Consider the following 15,213-nt stretch of genomic DNA (forward strand, 5'->3'; position numbering starts at 1 on the left):
CTCTGCCACAACAGAGTTAATGACCACCACTCAGCGCTCCCGGGCAGCGTCCGGCCGCATCCGGCCGGCCTCGATCAGGGCTTGCCGGGCGGCGGCCTTACGCGGGCATTCGTCGGCGCGGCACTCGCAGTGGCGCTGCATCGTCCAATGTGCCTCGGAGACACTGAGCGGCTGCTCGGGCGCCTCATGCGGCCATCCCTCCGGCCACATCTCGGCTCGGCCGCGCTCCGCTCGCCATTCGGCCTGCACTCGGTCCACGATCTCCTGCACGGACGAGCCACCCGCCTCGGATTCCCGCCACCAGTTGAACCCCATTGCGTCACCCCTGCCGTGTTCGATGCCGTTGGTGACACCCGCCGCCGATACCGAACGGTGTGCCGCTGCGGCATCGGCGCGGCGTCGGGTGCCGACCTAAGGGGACCGCGAACGCGTGCCAACTCAAAAGACGCGCGCGGTAGGCAAGTGTGTGCAAAGGGGGTGTGCACGGCCTTCGGGTTCTGGTGTCAGGAGTGCGGCGCGTGCCACACTCCTGACTATGGGACGTCAGCCCAAGGTTCCGAACAGGCAATTGATCGAGCTCTTGGACGAATCGAAGCCCAGGCTCAGTCGAAAGGGCTTCGCGCGCAGAGTGGTTGAACGTGGACGTGCCGTAGGAGTGGAACTCGGATACGACCACACCGCGGTCGGACGCTGGGTGGCGGGCGAGCAGCCGAACTCACCGGGGCCGGAGTTGATCGCCGAGGTGTTGACGGAAGTGCTCGGGCGACGGGTGATTCCGGCAGACTGCGGAATGTCGGGCGGGCATACCCCGGCAGATCTCGGGCTGGAGTTCTCGTTGAGCATCGCAGAGGCGACTGCGGCCGCGACCGCGCTGTGGCGGAGTGACGTGGAGCGCAGACGGTTTCTGGTGGGGGCGTCGTACGCGGTAGCGGTGTACCGGCCGCATCGATGCGGTGGCTCACCTTGCCGGGGCCGGAGCATCCTGTCTCCGCCGGGGTCCGTCGAGTCGGGCACGCAGATGTCGACGCGGTGCGCACGATGACCATGGCATTCCGGGATCTGGACAATCGTGTCGGTGGCGGCCGGGTCCGTTCGACCATCGTCCACTACCTGCACAGTTCGGTCGCGCCGTTGCTGCACGGTAGTTACAACGAATCGGTCGGACGCCAGCTGTTCGCAACGACCGCCGAGCTGACCAAGCTCGCCGGGTGGGCGGCCTACGACCTCGAAGAACATGGCCTCGCGCAGCGGTACCTGATCCAGGCCCTCCGGATGTCTCGCGCAGCGGGGGACGTGGGGCTCGGCGCGGAAATTCTCGCCGCGATGAGCCACCAAGCCAACTATGTCGGCCGTCCTGGTGATGCCATCGACCTCGCCCGCGCGGCGCAGATCGCCGCGCGCGGAGCAGGATTGGCGGCGCTGGAGTCGGAATGCCACATGGTCGAGGCGCATGGTCACGCCGCTCGCGCCGACGCCGCCTCCTGCGCTACGTCCCTCAACGCGGCCGAACGGGCCTACAGCCGTGCCGATTCGGCGCGGCCGGCCTGGCTGGACTATTTCGACGGTGCGTATCTGTCGGCCAAGACGGCCCACTGTTTCCGTGATCTGGGTGATTACGCGAGGACGGCACAGTTCGCGAAACAATCACTGAACATGTCTGACGGCTATCTTCGTGGGCGCGCGTTCAATCTGTGCCTGCTTGCCTCGGCCCTCGCTGACGAAGATCCCTACGAGGCAGCGCGGATCGGCACCGAAGCCCTGGACATCATCGGCGGACTGGAGTCGCACCGGACCCACGCTTATCTTCGCGACGTACGTCAGCGGCTCGCGGCGCACACCGCGCTGCCCGACGTCGACTACTTCCGGCGTCAGGTATTCGCAATCACAACGCGGGCAGACTGAGTGCGCGATACACCGCGACAACTGTTGCAGCGCCGATGATTTCACCCCGATCGATCATCTCGACCGCGTCCGTCAAGGGAACCCATCTGATGTCTTCGGCTTCGTTGATGTCGGGCGGCGTATCGGTCAGGTCCGCACCACGCGCAAGGTAGATCTCCTGTGGCTGATCCAGTGTGCCGATGGCTGGCTGATAGGTGACCAGGTGTTCCATGGTCTTCGGCCGCCAACCGGTTTCTTCCTCGACTTCACGAGCTGCGGCCACGGCGACATCCTCGGCATGGTCGACATAGCCTCCGGGCAGCTCCCATACCCAGCGGTCGATGATGAACCGATGCCGGTACATCAGCAGCGCTTCGCGTTTGTCGTTGAGCACCAACGTCATTGCGCACCGCGGCAAACGGGCTACGTACTGTGTGAACTTCACCCCGTCGGGCAACTCGATATCGACGGTCGAGAGCTTGATGTGTCGGTTCTCGTCGACGACGTTCTCATTGTGGATCGTCCACTGGGTGCGGCTCACGTGTTCGACGGTAGCGCCAACCCGAACTGGAGGGCCGAAACGCCGCTCTACTTACCGGGCGTCCCGGTGTCAGCCCACGGCTAGGAATGGTTGCCTGGGGAGGTGTTTGTGGTGGTGCCGATGTTGCCGCTCAGGGGTTTGAAGGTGCCGTTGCGGAGGGATTGTTCTATGTCTTCTAGGGAGTGGCCTTTTGTTTCGGGGACGAAGAAGTAGACGAAGACCAACGACAGGAGGTTGAAGAGGGCGTACATGAGGAAGGCGGGGCCTAGGCCGAGGGTGTCGATTGTGCTGAGGGCGGTGAGGGTCAGGACGAGGTTGGAGCCCCAGAGGGCTACTGCGTGCAGGCTGGTGGCGCGGTCGCGGATGCTGAGGGGGTAGAGCTCGGAGCCGAGGAGCCAGCCGACGGCTTGCAGACCGGCGGCGTTGCAGGCCATGTAGGCGAGCATGAGGGCGAGGGTGAGGTAGCGGTTGGGGTGGTCGGTGAGGACGAAGAGCAGGCCGAAGCCGAACAGGAATGTGGTGGCGCCAGGGATCAGCAGGAGCATCAGGCGCCGGCGGCCGACCTTGTCGACGAGACGTTCGCCGACCGCGGTGAAGGTGAGGTAGACGGCGGCGATGCCGAGGCCGGACCAGACGACCAGTCCGGTGCTGAAACCGGCTGCGCTGCCGAGGATTGTGTGCGAGTAGTAGATCATCATCTCCAGCCCGGAGAGCTGGGTGAAGGCGGCGATGCCGAGGCCGGCGACCAGGGCGGGACGGGCCCAGCGCTGGGTCAGGTTGGCCCAGCCGCCGCGCGAAGCCTTTTGCTCCTGCTGCGAGATCGCCCAGATCTTCAGGGTTTCGTCGACGGCGGCCGAACGGTTCGGGCGCATCCAGCGCAGCACCACCCTGGCCTTGCCGACCGTGCCGTTGTCGATGAGCCAGCGCGGCGTCTCCGGCAGTTGCAGCATGGCGGCGGCGAGCACCAGCGCGGGGATGACGGCGATGCCGATCATCCAGCGCCAGTCGTTGCTCGGCTCGAACGTGCCGTCGCTGGCCGCGACCACGCTGACCAGGTTGGCGAGGAAGATGCCGACGCCGATGGCGATGTTGAAGAAGGTGACCATCGCGCCGCGGCGATGCGGTGGCGCGAGTTCGGCGATGTAGGTCGGCACGATCTGCGAGCAGGCGCCGACGGCCAGGCCGAGGAAGAGGCGGCAGGCGGTCATCATCCAGGCGTCGACGGCGAGCGCGCAGGCCAGCACGCCCACGGCGAAGACGCAGGCGATGATGAAGATGGTTTTGCGGCGGCCCAGCCGCTTCGACAGCGAGCCGCCGACCAGCGCGCCGATCACCGCACCGGCGAGGATCGCGGCGGTCAGGATCTCCTGCCGGGTGTGGTCGATGCCCCACTGCGCGGACATCTTGGGCAGCGCACCGGAGATGATGCCGGTGTCGTAGCCGTAGAGCATGCCGCCGAGCGCGGCGAACAAGGCCACGATGACCACATTGCGATCGGCGCTCTGGTTCTCGTCGGCCGTCGGCTTCTCCGGCGCGGAGACGACCATCTCGTAGCCGTCGAGGTTGCGACGGCGCAGTCGCGGAATGAAACTCCGGCGCCTGGTTATCGTCGTACTCTCGGTGGGCATGCGCTCCAGTGGATAGTGCCGGAACCGGCCGCGCAAACTTAGCGGTCTTGTTTGTGAATAGAATTACTTTCGCGTTTAGTCGAATGTGTGGTTTATCGGATTTATGCGATTTGCGCGATATGGACGCGGAAACGGTTGCAGTGCAGCGGTTCTCGCGTGGAAACGAGAACCGCTGCACTCCGGTGAGTTACGTTGTCCCCGCCTCGACGGGAATTGGCAGATCGGCCGCTGACCGGCCGTCAGATGCCTTTTCGGCCCGTCCGGCAGTCAAAACAACCACGACTACCGCGGCCACCACGCTGGTGATTGCGATTATCGAGGCCACCCTTCCGGTCGCATCGCCGACCTCCGGCGCGAGGTCGAGGTCGATATGTCCGAAGACAACGGTCGCTACGGCCGCACCGATCGCGCCACCCAGGTTGTGGAACGTCCAGGAGGCCCCGACCGCGAATCCGGACCGCGTCGGCGGCACGGTCGAAATCGCCAGCACGGTCGCGGGGCCGAGCACCAGCGCCCAACCACCACCGAACAGGACCAGCGCGACGAAGAGCACCGCCAATCGGTCATCGAACGCCGACCACGCGATACCGGCACCCGCGAGCGCCAACAGCCCAAACCCCCACGGCAGCAACGAATGCGCGCCTAACCGATCGACGAACCGACCCGCGACCGGCGAGGACAACGCGAGCGTCCCGCTGACGAGCAGCAGCACGAACCCCGCCTGCCGCACATCGAAGCCCCGTCCCTGCGTGAGATACGTCGGAATCACCAGCAGCGCAGCGGCATAGAACAAACCGAGTGAGAAGTCCGACACGATCGCGGCCACGAATCGCCGATTGCCGAACAACGCGGGGTCGATCAACGGATTCGCCGCCCGCCGCTCCGCGACGATCCCGACCGTCACGGCCGCGACCAGCACCACCGCGGCGATCAACACCCACGGCGACAGCCATCCACGCAGGTCACCCAGGACGAAGATGCCGACGGCCGAAACCACGGCCAACGCGACAACGACCTGCCCCGCCCAATCGGTCCCGCCGCTGGTATCCGGCTGCACCTGCGGGACCGCGAACGCGATCGCGATCAAGGCAGCGACACCGAGCGGAATATTGATCCAGAAGATCGACTGCCACCCGAGGCTCGGCACCAGCAGACCGCCGAGCACCGGTCCGATGGCCAACCCGAGCCCGTTCACCGAATACAACCATCCGATCGCCTTCCCCCGATCACCCTGCGGGAACAGCGATTCCACCAACGTCGACGTGCTCGTGTACAGCACGGCACACGCCGCGCCCTGCACGAACCGCGCGACGAGCAGCACCCCGATCGACCACGACAGCGCCGCGCCCGTGGACGCGACCACGAACAGCGCGAGCCCGAACAGCAGCACCTTCCGCCGCCCGAGCCGGTCGGCGACCCGCCCGGCCGTCACCATGAACATCGACAACGCCATCAGGAAGACGCCGAGCGTCAACTCCGTATTCGACGCTCCCGCTTGCAGATCCGCACCGATAGCGGGCAGCGCGGTGGTGACGATGGTCAGGTCGATGCACCCGAGAAACGACGCCACCGCCAACCCGGTGAACCCGACGACCCGCCGCCGCGCGGGAATCTCGACGGTCACTGGTCGGCCTCCGTGTTGTTCGACGCCGACTTACGCTTCTTGAACCGCAAGGGCAACCACGCGACCCGGTCCGGGTGCTCCGGCTCGACGAAGAGTTCCCGCGTGCGCCCCATCGCGGCGGAGATCTTCTGCGGATAGATCACGTAGTCGAAACCCTCGTGCGCCCACAGCGGCATGATGATCGGGCATTCCTCCAAAAGGTATGCGCGGCACGACTTCCGCACCGACTCTTGATCGACCTCCGGCTCGCGGGAAAGCCGTCGTTCGATGAACCGATCGATGGTGCTGTCGATCGCGTGCCGATACGGTTCGTCGGTCTCGTAGGCGTGCTCGATCGCGTCGTACAGATCGCCGTAACGCGGATGCGACAGCGCGAAGTCCCAGCGCAATATGTTTGTCGGGCAATCGATCTGGTCCAGGTAGCCGATATTGCGGGCGATCCACTGGTCGCCGGCGATACGCGCCCGAGCGTGCCGGTCGATATCGGTTCCGCCGCTGAGATTGTGCCGTTGCAGGGTGTCCGCGACCGCGATCGCGCAGCGGCCGAAGTTCGACCGGTTGATCAGATCGATGGTGGCGGCGAGCTTTTCACCCTCGTGATAGTCCGCGCCGACGCTGACCAGCAGCACGGTGGACCGTCCGTCGGTGGTGATGCCGTCCGAGCGCAGGTCGTAGGCGGCTTTGTGGGACGCGGAGAGCAGCGTGGTCGTAGCCATCAGCTCCACACCTTCAACGACTCGGCCGGATCGCTGACCCCGATGAACAGCCCGATGGTGATGCGCGGGCGATCCTGCGACGGCGCGACCGCGTGTACCCGGCGCGGATCGATGAAGATCGCGTCGCCGACCTGCGGCGTGATCACCAGCGCGGGCTCGCCGACGGCCGCGCGGTCGATGCCGTAGACCCGGTCGCCGGAGCGGTCTCGATACTCGCTTTCGTCGGGATAGTCGTCCCAGATCTCCAATTCCCCGCCCCGGTCCGGGACGTCGAGATAGACGTTGACCGAGAGCTGGCGGACGATCCGAATCTCGAAGTCCTCGGGCAGGTTTCGGCCCACGTTGTCGGTGTGCGGCTCGAGATCCACCCCCGCGAGCTGGTAGCGCGCGACCCCGGCGAAGAACGCCTGCCCGTTGCGCCGCAGCAAACTCGCTCCGGCCGGCCAGATCTCGTCCAGCAGCAGCCGAACATCGTCCGCCGGATAGGAATATGGCGAGGCGATATCGCGCAGCCGGTCGATATTGTGGCGGGCCTCGTCGAAGTACGCGCCGCGTCCGGCCTCGGTGCTGGTCTCGGAGAACGCGTGCCCGATCCGCCGGAACTGCGGGTCGGTGGCCAGCGGCCCGTGATCCTGTCTGCCGACGAACGCCCGGCGTAAGTGATCGAGCGCGTCGGGCCGGACGAATCCGGCCAGTCTGACCGCGTGCACGTCGCCGTTCAACAGCGCGGTCAGCGACGCGTGGTCGAATCCTTGCCTGGTGGTGTCCAACACGCGGTCTCCGAGAGCTGGCGTGGCCGTAGTCATGTCGATCCCCTCTGGTTGTCGCTCGATGGACCGGGCACAGGCCCAGGCGTGAGTGGGGAGTTCGCGGTTTCGGACATGGCTCGACCCCCATCTCTCGAGAGGGCTCCAGAATGTCGACGGAGCCCGCGCTTGCCCGGGCCGCATTACGCGGCTCGGCCTGGTCTTGACCCGGGGCACCCCGCCGCGGTTGGAGGGTTGCCGGCCAGCTAGCCGGGGACTTGACGCTGGCACTCTTGACCTGACTCAAGAGTTCCGCACGCCAGAAGCGTTGTCACGCTTTTGAATCGCGCTGAGTTATGCACGTAGACCGAGACCGCGCAATTCCAGCGCGGCCAGTGCGCGGACCGTATCGTCGTCGCCGCGCCGCCACGCGTCCACCACGTCCGCGTCGATCCGGTCCAGTGTGCGCAGGGGTTGATTGGTGAGCGCGCGCAAGGCGAGCAGGTCTCGTCCGCCCGGCGCGGTCCGCAGGCGCACGGCCGCGGCGGCTCGGCGGATCCAGCGCACGCGCAGCGGTAGCCAGACGAACAGGACGAGCCCGAGCGGGACGATCAGCAGGCTGATCGCCAGGGCCATGGCCAGATCGTTGGTGAGCGCCTGCTGATCGTGCCCGGCCTCGGCCATCGAGCGGGCCGCTCCGGCGGCGCGTTCGAACGGGGAGGTCAGATCGTCGCCGACCACCGGGACCCGCCCGACCTTGCGCCCGACATCGCCGAGACTGTCGGCCAGGCCGCCGCCCGCGCCCTCCAGCTTCTGACCGGGAACGGCGAGTTTCTGCACCAGGTCGTGCAGCCAGAGCGCGGCCTTGATCGAGCCGTACACCCACGCCGCCACCAGCAGATCCGTGACCAATTGTCGGGCGGCGACGGGAGCCCGATCGGCGTAAATCTTCACGGATTCAGAATCCTCGGTCCGTTGAGTGAAAACAGGGCTTTCGCTGTCGATCGAGCAGGGGAGAGGCTGAACCGGAAATCTGCCCGGCGCGGCGCGCCCGACGATGAAGGAGTTCGCTGATGACCATTCGGTCGCTGGACGACGCGCTCGGTGCGGTGACCGAACTCGCGCCCATCGCGCGGCAGTACAGCCAGAAGGCCGAGGACGCCCGCGATCTCCCGGACGAGGTGGTCGACGCCATCTCGGCCGCGGGCCTGTGGGGCGTGTTCACCCCGACCGGTGTCGGCGGCAGCGGTCTGATCGGGGTCGACGAGGCGTTCGAGATCGTGCGGGCGGTCGCCTACGCGGATACCAGCACGGCGTGGAGCCTGTTCATCTGCGCGACGACACCGGCCATCGTGGCGTCGAAGTTGCCGGCCGACGGCATCGACGAGGTGTTGGCCGAGGGGATCGGGCCGATGTCGCTGGTGTTCGGTCCGAACGGGCGCAGCACGCCGACCGAGGGCGGGTTGCGGGTGACCGGGCGCTGGCCGTTCGCCAGCGGAATCGGTTATGCCGGTTGGGTTATGGCCAACACCGTGCTGCTCGATGCGGACGGCGCGCCGAAGGTGGGAGCGGGCGGGCTGCCCGAACTCGTCTCGGTCGTCGTGCCCGCCGACGACGTCGGCATCATCGACGACTGGCATGTGGCCGGCCTACGCGGCACGGGCTCGATGAGTTTCGCGCTCGACGACGTGTATGTGCCTGCGCGCCGGACCTTTCCGTTCCTCGCGCCCAGCCGGCTGGCGGACGCGAAGTATCGGCTTCCGCTGTTCAGCCTGCTCGCGCCCGGGTTCACCGGGGTCGCGGTCGGTACCGCCGAGCACGCGCTCGACGAGGTCCTCGCCGTGCTGCCGACGCGCGCCGGACCGCCGACGTTCCAGCCGGCGTCCGCGGACCCGGTGATCCAGCGGGCAGTCGGACGCGCACAGGCCGCGATCCGGGCCGCCCGCGAGTCCACGCGGGCGGTGTTCGATACCTACGTCGACCGGCGGCTACGCGGCGACGACCTGAGCCTGCTTCCGGTTGCCGACCGGAGCGAGTTGCATCAGCAGGCGGTCTGGGCCGCGAACACCTGCCGCGACGCCGTCGACGACCTCTTCCGGATCGCCGGTGCGAGCGCGATCTACGAGTCGAGCCCGATCCAACGGCTCTGGCGCGATATCAACGTGCTCAACCAGCACCTGTATCTGCGCGACACGCAACACGAGCACGCGGGCAAGCTCGCCCTCGGCATCGACGTGGTGAACCCGACGATCTGAGTCCTCGCAACACCTTTCAGAGCGTGCCTTGCCGTGCCGACCGCCACAGATCGACCGCACCGTCGTCCTCGAGCAGCGCGTCGATCTCGGCCAGTTCGCCGGCGCTGAATTCGAGCGTGCCCAGCGCCGCGACGTTCTGCTCGAGCTGTTCGGTGGTGGACGCGCCGATCACCAGCGAGGTCACCCGATCGTCGCGCAGCGCCCAGGCCAGGGCCAGTTGCGCCAGCGTCTGCCCGCGCTTGTCCGCGAGCGCGTCGAGCTTGCGCAGCCGTTCGATCATCTCGGGGGTGAGCAGCTCGTTCTGGAACGACTTGTCCTGGGCGGCACGGGATTCCGGTGGGATGCCGTCGAGGTACTTCGAGGTGAGCAGTCCCTGCGCGAGCGCGGTGAACCCGATGACGCCGAACCCCTCCTCGGTGGCGGCGTCGAGCAGACCCTCGGTCTCGATCCAGCGGTTGAGCATCGAGTAGGACGGCTGGTGGATGAGCAGCGGCGTGCCCAGCTCGCGCAGCAGCCTCGCCATCGTGAGGGAATCCTGCGCGGTGTACGAGGAGATGCCGACGTACAAGGCTTTCCCTTGGCGGACAGCGGTATTCAGTGCGGCCGCGGTCTCCTCCAGCGGCGTCGTCGGGTCGAACCGGTGCGAGTAGAAGATGTCGACGTAGTCGAGTCCGAGCCGGCCCAGCGATTGATCGAGGGAGGCGAGCACATACTTGCGCGACCCGCCGCCCTGCCCGTACGGCCCCGGCCACATGTCCCATCCGGCCTTGGTCGAGATGACGAGTTCGTCGCGATAGGCGGCGAGATCCTCGCGCAGGATGCGCCCGGCATTGATCTCCGCCGAGCCGTATGGCGGCCCGTAGTTGTTCGCCAGGTCGAAGTGCGTGATGCCCAGATCGAAAGCGCGCAACGCGATTTCGCGCTGGACGAGGTAGGGGCGATCGTCGCCGAAGTTGTGCCAGAAGCCGAGCGAGAGCAGCGGCAGGTCGAGCCCGGATCGGCCCGAGCGGCGGTAGCCCATGGCGCCCCCGTACCTGGTCGGTTCCGGAACGTATGTCATGCGGACCTCCTCGTCCTCGCGAAATCGGTTGTACGGACAGTCAGTTCGAGCGGGGCAGGAGCAGGTCCTCGACGAGCGTGTCCACCAGGCCGCGGGGGAGCGGCGAGCCGGTCAGGGCGCAATAGACGATCGGGCCGACGAGCGCGTCGAGCGCGGCGTCGGGGCTCAGTCTCGGCGCGATCAGCCCGGCCTCGATGCCGCGCACGAGCAGATCGCGTTCCTGGGCGCGGCGCGGACCGAGGTAGCGCTCGTGAAAACTCTGGGCGGTGCCGGGATCATGCTGCGCCTGGGCGATGAGCGCGAGCAGGACCTTGCCGGCCGGGTCGTGGGTGAGGAATCGCGCGAAGGCGCGCAGATAGTCCCGAATGCTCTCCGCCGTAGGCGTTTCCGTCGGAACGGGCAGGTGTTTGCCGGTGTCCTCGATGATCGTGTCCAGCAGGATCTCGACCTTCGACGGCCACCAGCGGTAGATGGTCTGCTTGGCGACGCCGGCCCGGCGCGCGATGGCCTCGATGGTCAGTGCGCTGAAACCGTGCTCGACGAGCAGATCGTCCGCGGCATGCAACACGGCCAGGCGGGCGGCCTCGTCGCGCCGAGGACCGGACCTAGGTCGCGGCGACGGCGTGCTGGTGGCTGGCATGCGAATCACAATACCCATCGGCGGCCGCGATGGGTTAATCTAGACGCAACGTCTAGTCTAGAAAATATATCCGCAGTTGAACGGAGTTTTTGTGTCCGATACGTCGAACCGTCAAGCCCTCGTCATCGGGGCCTCCCGTGGGCTGGGGCTCGTGCTCGCCGGCGAACTCGCCGGACGCGGTTGGCAAGTCATCGCCACCACCCGGCAGGGCGGCGGCGAGTTGCAAGCGAATGCCGATGCGTCCCACGGGCGGTTGTGGGTCGAGTCCCTGGAGATGACCAGCGCCGACGATCTGGCGGCACTGCGTGCGCGCCTGGCCGGCACGCGACTCGATCTGCGCTTCGTCAACGCCGCCATCGACCGCGGCGACCTGCCGATCGGCGAGGTGCCGACCGGCATGTTCACCGAGGTGATGATCACCAACGCGCTGAGCCCGCTGCGCACCGTGGAGGCGCTGCGCGATCTGGTCGCGCCCGGTGGCACCGTGGCGGTCATGTCCTCTGAGCAGGGCAGCATTTCGCGGAACACCGAGGAAGGGTACGAGCTGTACAAGGCGAGCAAGGCCGCGCTCAACCAGCTGATGCGCAGCTACGCCACGCGCAATGCCGACGACGGGCAGACCAAGCTGCTCATCGATCCCGGCCACAACCAGACCCGGCTCGGGGGGCCCGACGCGCCGCTCGATCCCAAGGAGAGCATCCCGGCGGTCGTCGATGTGCTGGAGGCGCAGGCCGGCGCACCCGGCTTGCAGTTCCTCGATCGCCACGGCGAGACCGTCCCGTGGTAGCGGCGGTATTGGCCTGGGCGCGACTGGCTTTCGCGTCAGGTGAGGGTCGTGTCGCCGAGGGCGAGCAGGAGCGTGCGCAGTCCATCGGTGAGCTGCTCGACCTGGGCGCGGTCGAGTGAGGCCAGCAGCCGCGCCTCTGGTGCGGGGGCCGGCCTCGACGACGTGGTCGAGCAAGGCGTTCAAGACCCGGTAACCCCAGGTCGGGGCTGTCCGTATTCCCCAGTTATTCCTCAGTCGAGTTGGCTGCTCAAATGTGGTTCCTTGGTTAGGAATTCGACACGACCGTAGATCGGCACGCGCCGTCCGGATCGAATTCGCGAACCACTCGAGGAGCTCCGTCATGCCCTTGTTACGACGCATGTTCGCAATCATGCTCGGCGCGTTCATCATTGCCGGAATGTCGGTCGCCGTCGGATCGGCCGCGCCGACCGAGGAACGGGAAGTGTTCTCGCCGGACGGCACGATCAGCCGGGTGCTCGCGCCGGTACCGGACAAGTCGCCTGCACCGCGGTCCGCGGTGCAGGCGGACGTGATCGCGATCCAGCAGACCGGGCCGTCGAATCAGCGGTTCGATCTGGTGTTCGTCGGTGATGGGTACACCTCGAGTCAACTGGGCACCTATAAGCAGCACGCGGTCAACCGGTGGAACGAGATCACCCAGGTCGAGCCGTTCAAGACGTACAAGAACTCGTTCAACGTCTGGGCGGTCAACGTGGTGTCCCAGCAGTCCGGCGTGGACAACGATCCGCGCGGCACGCTGCGAAACACCGCGCTGGACATGACCTTCTGGTGTGGCGGCACCGAACGGCTGCTGTGCGTCAACGAGACCAAGGCGTTGCAGTACGCCCGGCTGGCGCCCGAGGCCGATCAGGTGATCGCGCTGGCCAACACCACGAAGTACGGCGGCGCGGGCGGCGGGGTGGCGACCTCGTCCGGCGGAAACGCCCAGGCGGGACAGATCGTGCTGCACGAGCTCGGGCACTCGGTGGGTGGCCTGGCCGACGAGTACGACTACCCCAACGATCGCTACACCGGACGCGAGCCGCGCGAGGCCAACGCCTCGGTCTACACCAGCGCGCAGATGCAGCAGAACCGCACGAAGTGGTACCAGTACCTGGGCAAACAGTCCCCGGACGGCGGTGTCGTCGGCACCTATGAGGGTGCGGTCTATTACAAGCGCGGCGTCTACCGGCCCACCGACAACTCGTTGATGCGCTCCCTCGGCCGTGAATTCAACCTGATCGGGTTGGACGCGATGAAGACCGCGATCGAGCGCAAGAGCCCGCCGAGTCGACCCTGATCCCGCACTGGCAATTCCCCTGAGCCAGCAGTTATTTCGAGTCTCACACGGGAGTGCCTCGTGCTGAGCGGTGACAAGGAGAAGGCAATGGCATCCAGACAGCAGCAACACCGGCCCGATCGGCGAGGTCCGCGCACCCGCGTGGTCCGGGCCGTCGGCTGGACCGTGTCGACCCTGCGGCGGCTACCGCGCCTGGCGCTGCTGGCCGTGGCCGCCGCGCTACTGCTCTCCGGCGCACCCGCGATGGCCGAACCGCAGACCGGGCCCAGCTTCTCCGGCGGCGAGGCGCAGCCGGTGTTCAGCCCGGCCGCGCCGGTGCGCCAAGACCTTTGGGTGCGCGCACCGATCGACAGCGACGCCGACGGTAAAGACGACGAGGTGCACGTCCAGGTGGTCCGCCCGGCCAATGCCACCGGCAAGCTGCCGGTGGTCTACCAGGCGAGCCCGTACTTCTCCGGCGGCAACGACGTCACCAATCACGGTGTGGACGTAGAGCTTTACGTGCCGGACGGCGCGGACGCGCGGATGGCGCCTGCGCCCGGGGAGATGCGCGCGCGGGTGGCCGAGGATCTGCGGGCCGCGGGCATCACCCTCGACAAGGGCCAGATCACCTGGCAGTACGAGGAATACTTCCTCGCCCGTGGTTTCGCGGTGATGTACGGCGAGTCGCTCGGCACCGGAACCTCCACCGGCTGCCCGACTTCCGGCGCCCGCAACGAGACCATCGGCGCGCGGGCCCCGATCGACTGGCTCAACGGCCGGGCGAAAGCCCGTGACGCGCAAGGCAAAGCGATCACCGCGACCTGGGCCAGCGGCAAGGTCGGCATGATGGGCGTGTCCTACAACGGCACCCTGCCCAACGCGGTCGCCTCCACCGGCGTGCCAGGGCTGGAGGCCATCGTGCCGATCGCCGCGATCAGCAACTGGTACGACTACTACCGGGCGGCAGGCGCGGTGGTCGCGCCCGGCACGTACCAGGGCGAAGACACCGACGTGCTGGCCAAGTACGTCTACACCAGGGCCGATCGCAAGATCTGCGCCCCGATCATCGACAAGATCGAGCAGGACCAGAACCGGGTCGACGGCAACTACACGGAGTTCTGGAACGAGCGCAACTACCTCAACGACGTCGGCAAGGTGCGGGCCGCGGTCCTGGCCGTGCACGGTCTCAACGACTTCAACGTCAAGACCAAGAACGTCGCCCAGTGGTACGACGCGCTGAAGAAAGCCGGTGTGCCGCACAAGATCTGGCTGCACCAGTCCGGCCACACCGATCCGATCGGCCTGCGCAAGGACGAGTGGCTGCGCACGGTGAACCGCTGGTTCAGCAAGTACCTGCTCGGCCAGAACAACGGCATCGACCGCGAGCCCAAGGCCACCATCCAGCGCGAGGACAAGTCCTGGGTGAACGAGGCGGAGTGGCCCGCTCCGGCCACGGCCGCCGCGACCGCGGTGTTCCAGCCGGGTGGCCGCAATACCGGCGGGCTGGCCTCGACCGGCGCCGGACGGGTTACCGAATCCCTCGACGACGACGCGAGCAAGTCGGCCGCCGACCTCGTCGCCGCGCCGAGTTCACCGAACCGGCTGGCGTACTTCTCCAAGGCGACCGCGACCTCGTTGCGGATCAGCGGCGCGGTGGATGTCGCGTTCAAGGTGACGTTCCAGCGGCCGGCCGCGAATATGACCGCGCTGCTGGTGGATCGCTCGCCCGACGGCAGCTCCCGGATCGTCACCCGGGGCTGGGTGGACCCGCAGAACCGGGAATCGCTGAGCAAGACGAGCCCGATCACGCCGGGTAAGGAGTACGCGGTCAACCTGTCCATGCAACCGCACGACTATGTGCTGGCGCGCGGGCACAAGCTGGGCGTGGTGGTGTTGTCCAGCGACAACGAGTTCACCCTGCGGCCCAAGCCGGGGCCGGGTTTCGGCGTGAACCTCGCTGAGACGAAGGTGTCGTTCCCGGTGGTCGGTGGCCAGGCGGCGCTCAACGCCGCGATCGGCTGACCGCCCGAAATCCGGTCACGCCCGAAAACAT

At 67.1% G+C, this 15,213-nt stretch carries 15 protein-coding genes and 1 riboswitch; of the genes, 6 read left to right on the plus strand and 9 right to left on the minus strand.

The features are described from left to right. Nucleotides 1-30: 30 nt before the first annotated feature. On the minus strand, nt 31-315 hold the full coding sequence (locus AB0M22_RS27985; protein ID WP_364732886.1) for a hypothetical protein: 285 nt from the start codon (nt 313-315) through the stop codon (nt 31-33). 723 nt (nt 316-1,038) lie between these two features. On the opposite strand from AB0M22_RS27985, the gene AB0M22_RS27990 reads away from it, so the two are divergent. Continuing rightward, nucleotides 1,039-1,902, plus strand: a complete 864-nt coding sequence (locus AB0M22_RS27990; RefSeq protein WP_364732889.1) for a hypothetical protein — start codon at nt 1,039-1,041, stop codon at nt 1,900-1,902. On the opposite strand, the gene AB0M22_RS27995 is transcribed toward AB0M22_RS27990, so the two are convergent. The 6 genes from AB0M22_RS27995 to AB0M22_RS28020 form a co-directional block, all read right to left on the minus strand. Continuing rightward, entirely contained in the window at nt 1,883-2,422 is a 540-nt protein-coding gene (locus tag AB0M22_RS27995) for an NUDIX hydrolase (RefSeq protein ID WP_364732892.1), read from the minus strand. The two genes, AB0M22_RS27990 and AB0M22_RS27995, sit on opposite strands and share 20 nt — an antisense overlap. Before the next feature lie 80 nt (nt 2,423-2,502). Further along, a complete protein-coding gene (locus AB0M22_RS28000; RefSeq protein WP_364732895.1) occupies nt 2,503-4,050 on the minus strand; it encodes a sugar porter family MFS transporter in 1,548 nt (515 codons plus the stop codon). Between the two features lie 187 nt (nt 4,051-4,237). Next, a complete protein-coding gene (locus AB0M22_RS28005; protein WP_364732897.1) occupies nt 4,238-5,674 on the minus strand; it encodes an MFS transporter in 1,437 nt (478 codons plus the stop codon). Continuing rightward, on the minus strand, nt 5,671-6,390 hold the full coding sequence (locus AB0M22_RS28010) for a tRNA-dependent cyclodipeptide synthase (RefSeq protein ID WP_364732900.1): 720 nt from the start codon (nt 6,388-6,390) through the stop codon (nt 5,671-5,673). Before AB0M22_RS28010 ends, AB0M22_RS28005 begins: the two co-directional genes overlap by 4 nt. Beyond that, nucleotides 6,390-7,163 carry a 2OG-Fe(II) oxygenase gene (locus AB0M22_RS28015; protein WP_364732903.1) on the minus strand — a complete coding sequence of 258 codons (774 nt, stop codon included), beginning with the start codon at nt 7,161-7,163 and terminating at the stop codon, nt 6,390-6,392. The genes AB0M22_RS28010 and AB0M22_RS28015 overlap by 1 nt, the downstream gene beginning before the upstream one ends. A 153-nt stretch (nt 7,164-7,316) precedes the next feature. After that, nucleotides 7,317-7,435, minus strand: a riboswitch (SAM riboswitch). A 55-nt stretch (nt 7,436-7,490) separates the two neighbouring features. Next, complete coding sequence (locus AB0M22_RS28020; protein ID WP_364732906.1) at nt 7,491-8,090, minus strand: hypothetical protein; 600 nt, start codon at nt 8,088-8,090, stop codon at nt 7,491-7,493. Between the two features lie 119 nt (nt 8,091-8,209). Here AB0M22_RS28020 and AB0M22_RS28025 point away from each other — a divergent pair, with 119 nt between their 5' ends. Then, nucleotides 8,210-9,391, plus strand: a complete 1,182-nt coding sequence (locus AB0M22_RS28025) for an acyl-CoA dehydrogenase family protein (RefSeq protein WP_364732909.1) — start codon at nt 8,210-8,212, stop codon at nt 9,389-9,391. A gap of 16 nt (nt 9,392-9,407) precedes the next feature. On the opposite strand, the gene mgrA is transcribed toward AB0M22_RS28025, so the two are convergent. Together mgrA and AB0M22_RS28035 are read right to left on the minus strand one after the other, a co-directional pair. Beyond that, a complete protein-coding gene (gene mgrA / locus AB0M22_RS28030) occupies nt 9,408-10,451 on the minus strand; it encodes an L-glyceraldehyde 3-phosphate reductase (RefSeq protein WP_364732912.1) in 1,044 nt (347 codons plus the stop codon). 40 nt (nt 10,452-10,491) lie between these two features. Then, the gene (locus AB0M22_RS28035) at nt 10,492-11,091 is read right to left on the minus strand and encodes a TetR/AcrR family transcriptional regulator (protein WP_364732915.1); all 600 of its coding nucleotides are present in this window, start codon (nt 11,089-11,091) and stop codon (nt 10,492-10,494) included. A gap of 91 nt (nt 11,092-11,182) precedes the next feature. Here AB0M22_RS28035 and AB0M22_RS28040 point away from each other — a divergent pair, with 91 nt between their 5' ends. From AB0M22_RS28040 to AB0M22_RS28055, 4 genes are all read left to right on the plus strand, one after another. Further along, nucleotides 11,183-11,878 carry an SDR family NAD(P)-dependent oxidoreductase gene (locus AB0M22_RS28040; RefSeq protein ID WP_364732918.1) on the plus strand — a complete coding sequence of 232 codons (696 nt, stop codon included), beginning with the start codon at nt 11,183-11,185 and terminating at the stop codon, nt 11,876-11,878. Then, the gene (locus tag AB0M22_RS28045; protein WP_364732921.1) at nt 11,872-11,997 is read left to right on the plus strand and encodes a hypothetical protein; all 126 of its coding nucleotides are present in this window, start codon (nt 11,872-11,874) and stop codon (nt 11,995-11,997) included. The genes AB0M22_RS28040 and AB0M22_RS28045 overlap by 7 nt, the downstream gene beginning before the upstream one ends. Before the next feature lie 221 nt (nt 11,998-12,218). Then, the gene (locus tag AB0M22_RS28050; RefSeq protein ID WP_364732924.1) at nt 12,219-13,178 is read left to right on the plus strand and encodes a M64 family metallopeptidase; all 960 of its coding nucleotides are present in this window, start codon (nt 12,219-12,221) and stop codon (nt 13,176-13,178) included. Nucleotides 13,179-13,265: 87 nt separating this feature from the next. Then, entirely contained in the window at nt 13,266-15,182 is a 1,917-nt protein-coding gene (locus AB0M22_RS28055) for a Xaa-Pro dipeptidyl-peptidase (RefSeq protein ID WP_364732927.1), read from the plus strand. The last annotated feature ends 31 nt before the right edge of the window (nt 15,183-15,213 follow it).

The sequence above is a fragment of the Nocardia sp. NPDC051756 genome, from assembly GCF_040681495.1.
In the GTDB taxonomy this organism is placed as follows: domain Bacteria; phylum Actinomycetota; class Actinomycetes; order Mycobacteriales; family Mycobacteriaceae; genus Nocardia.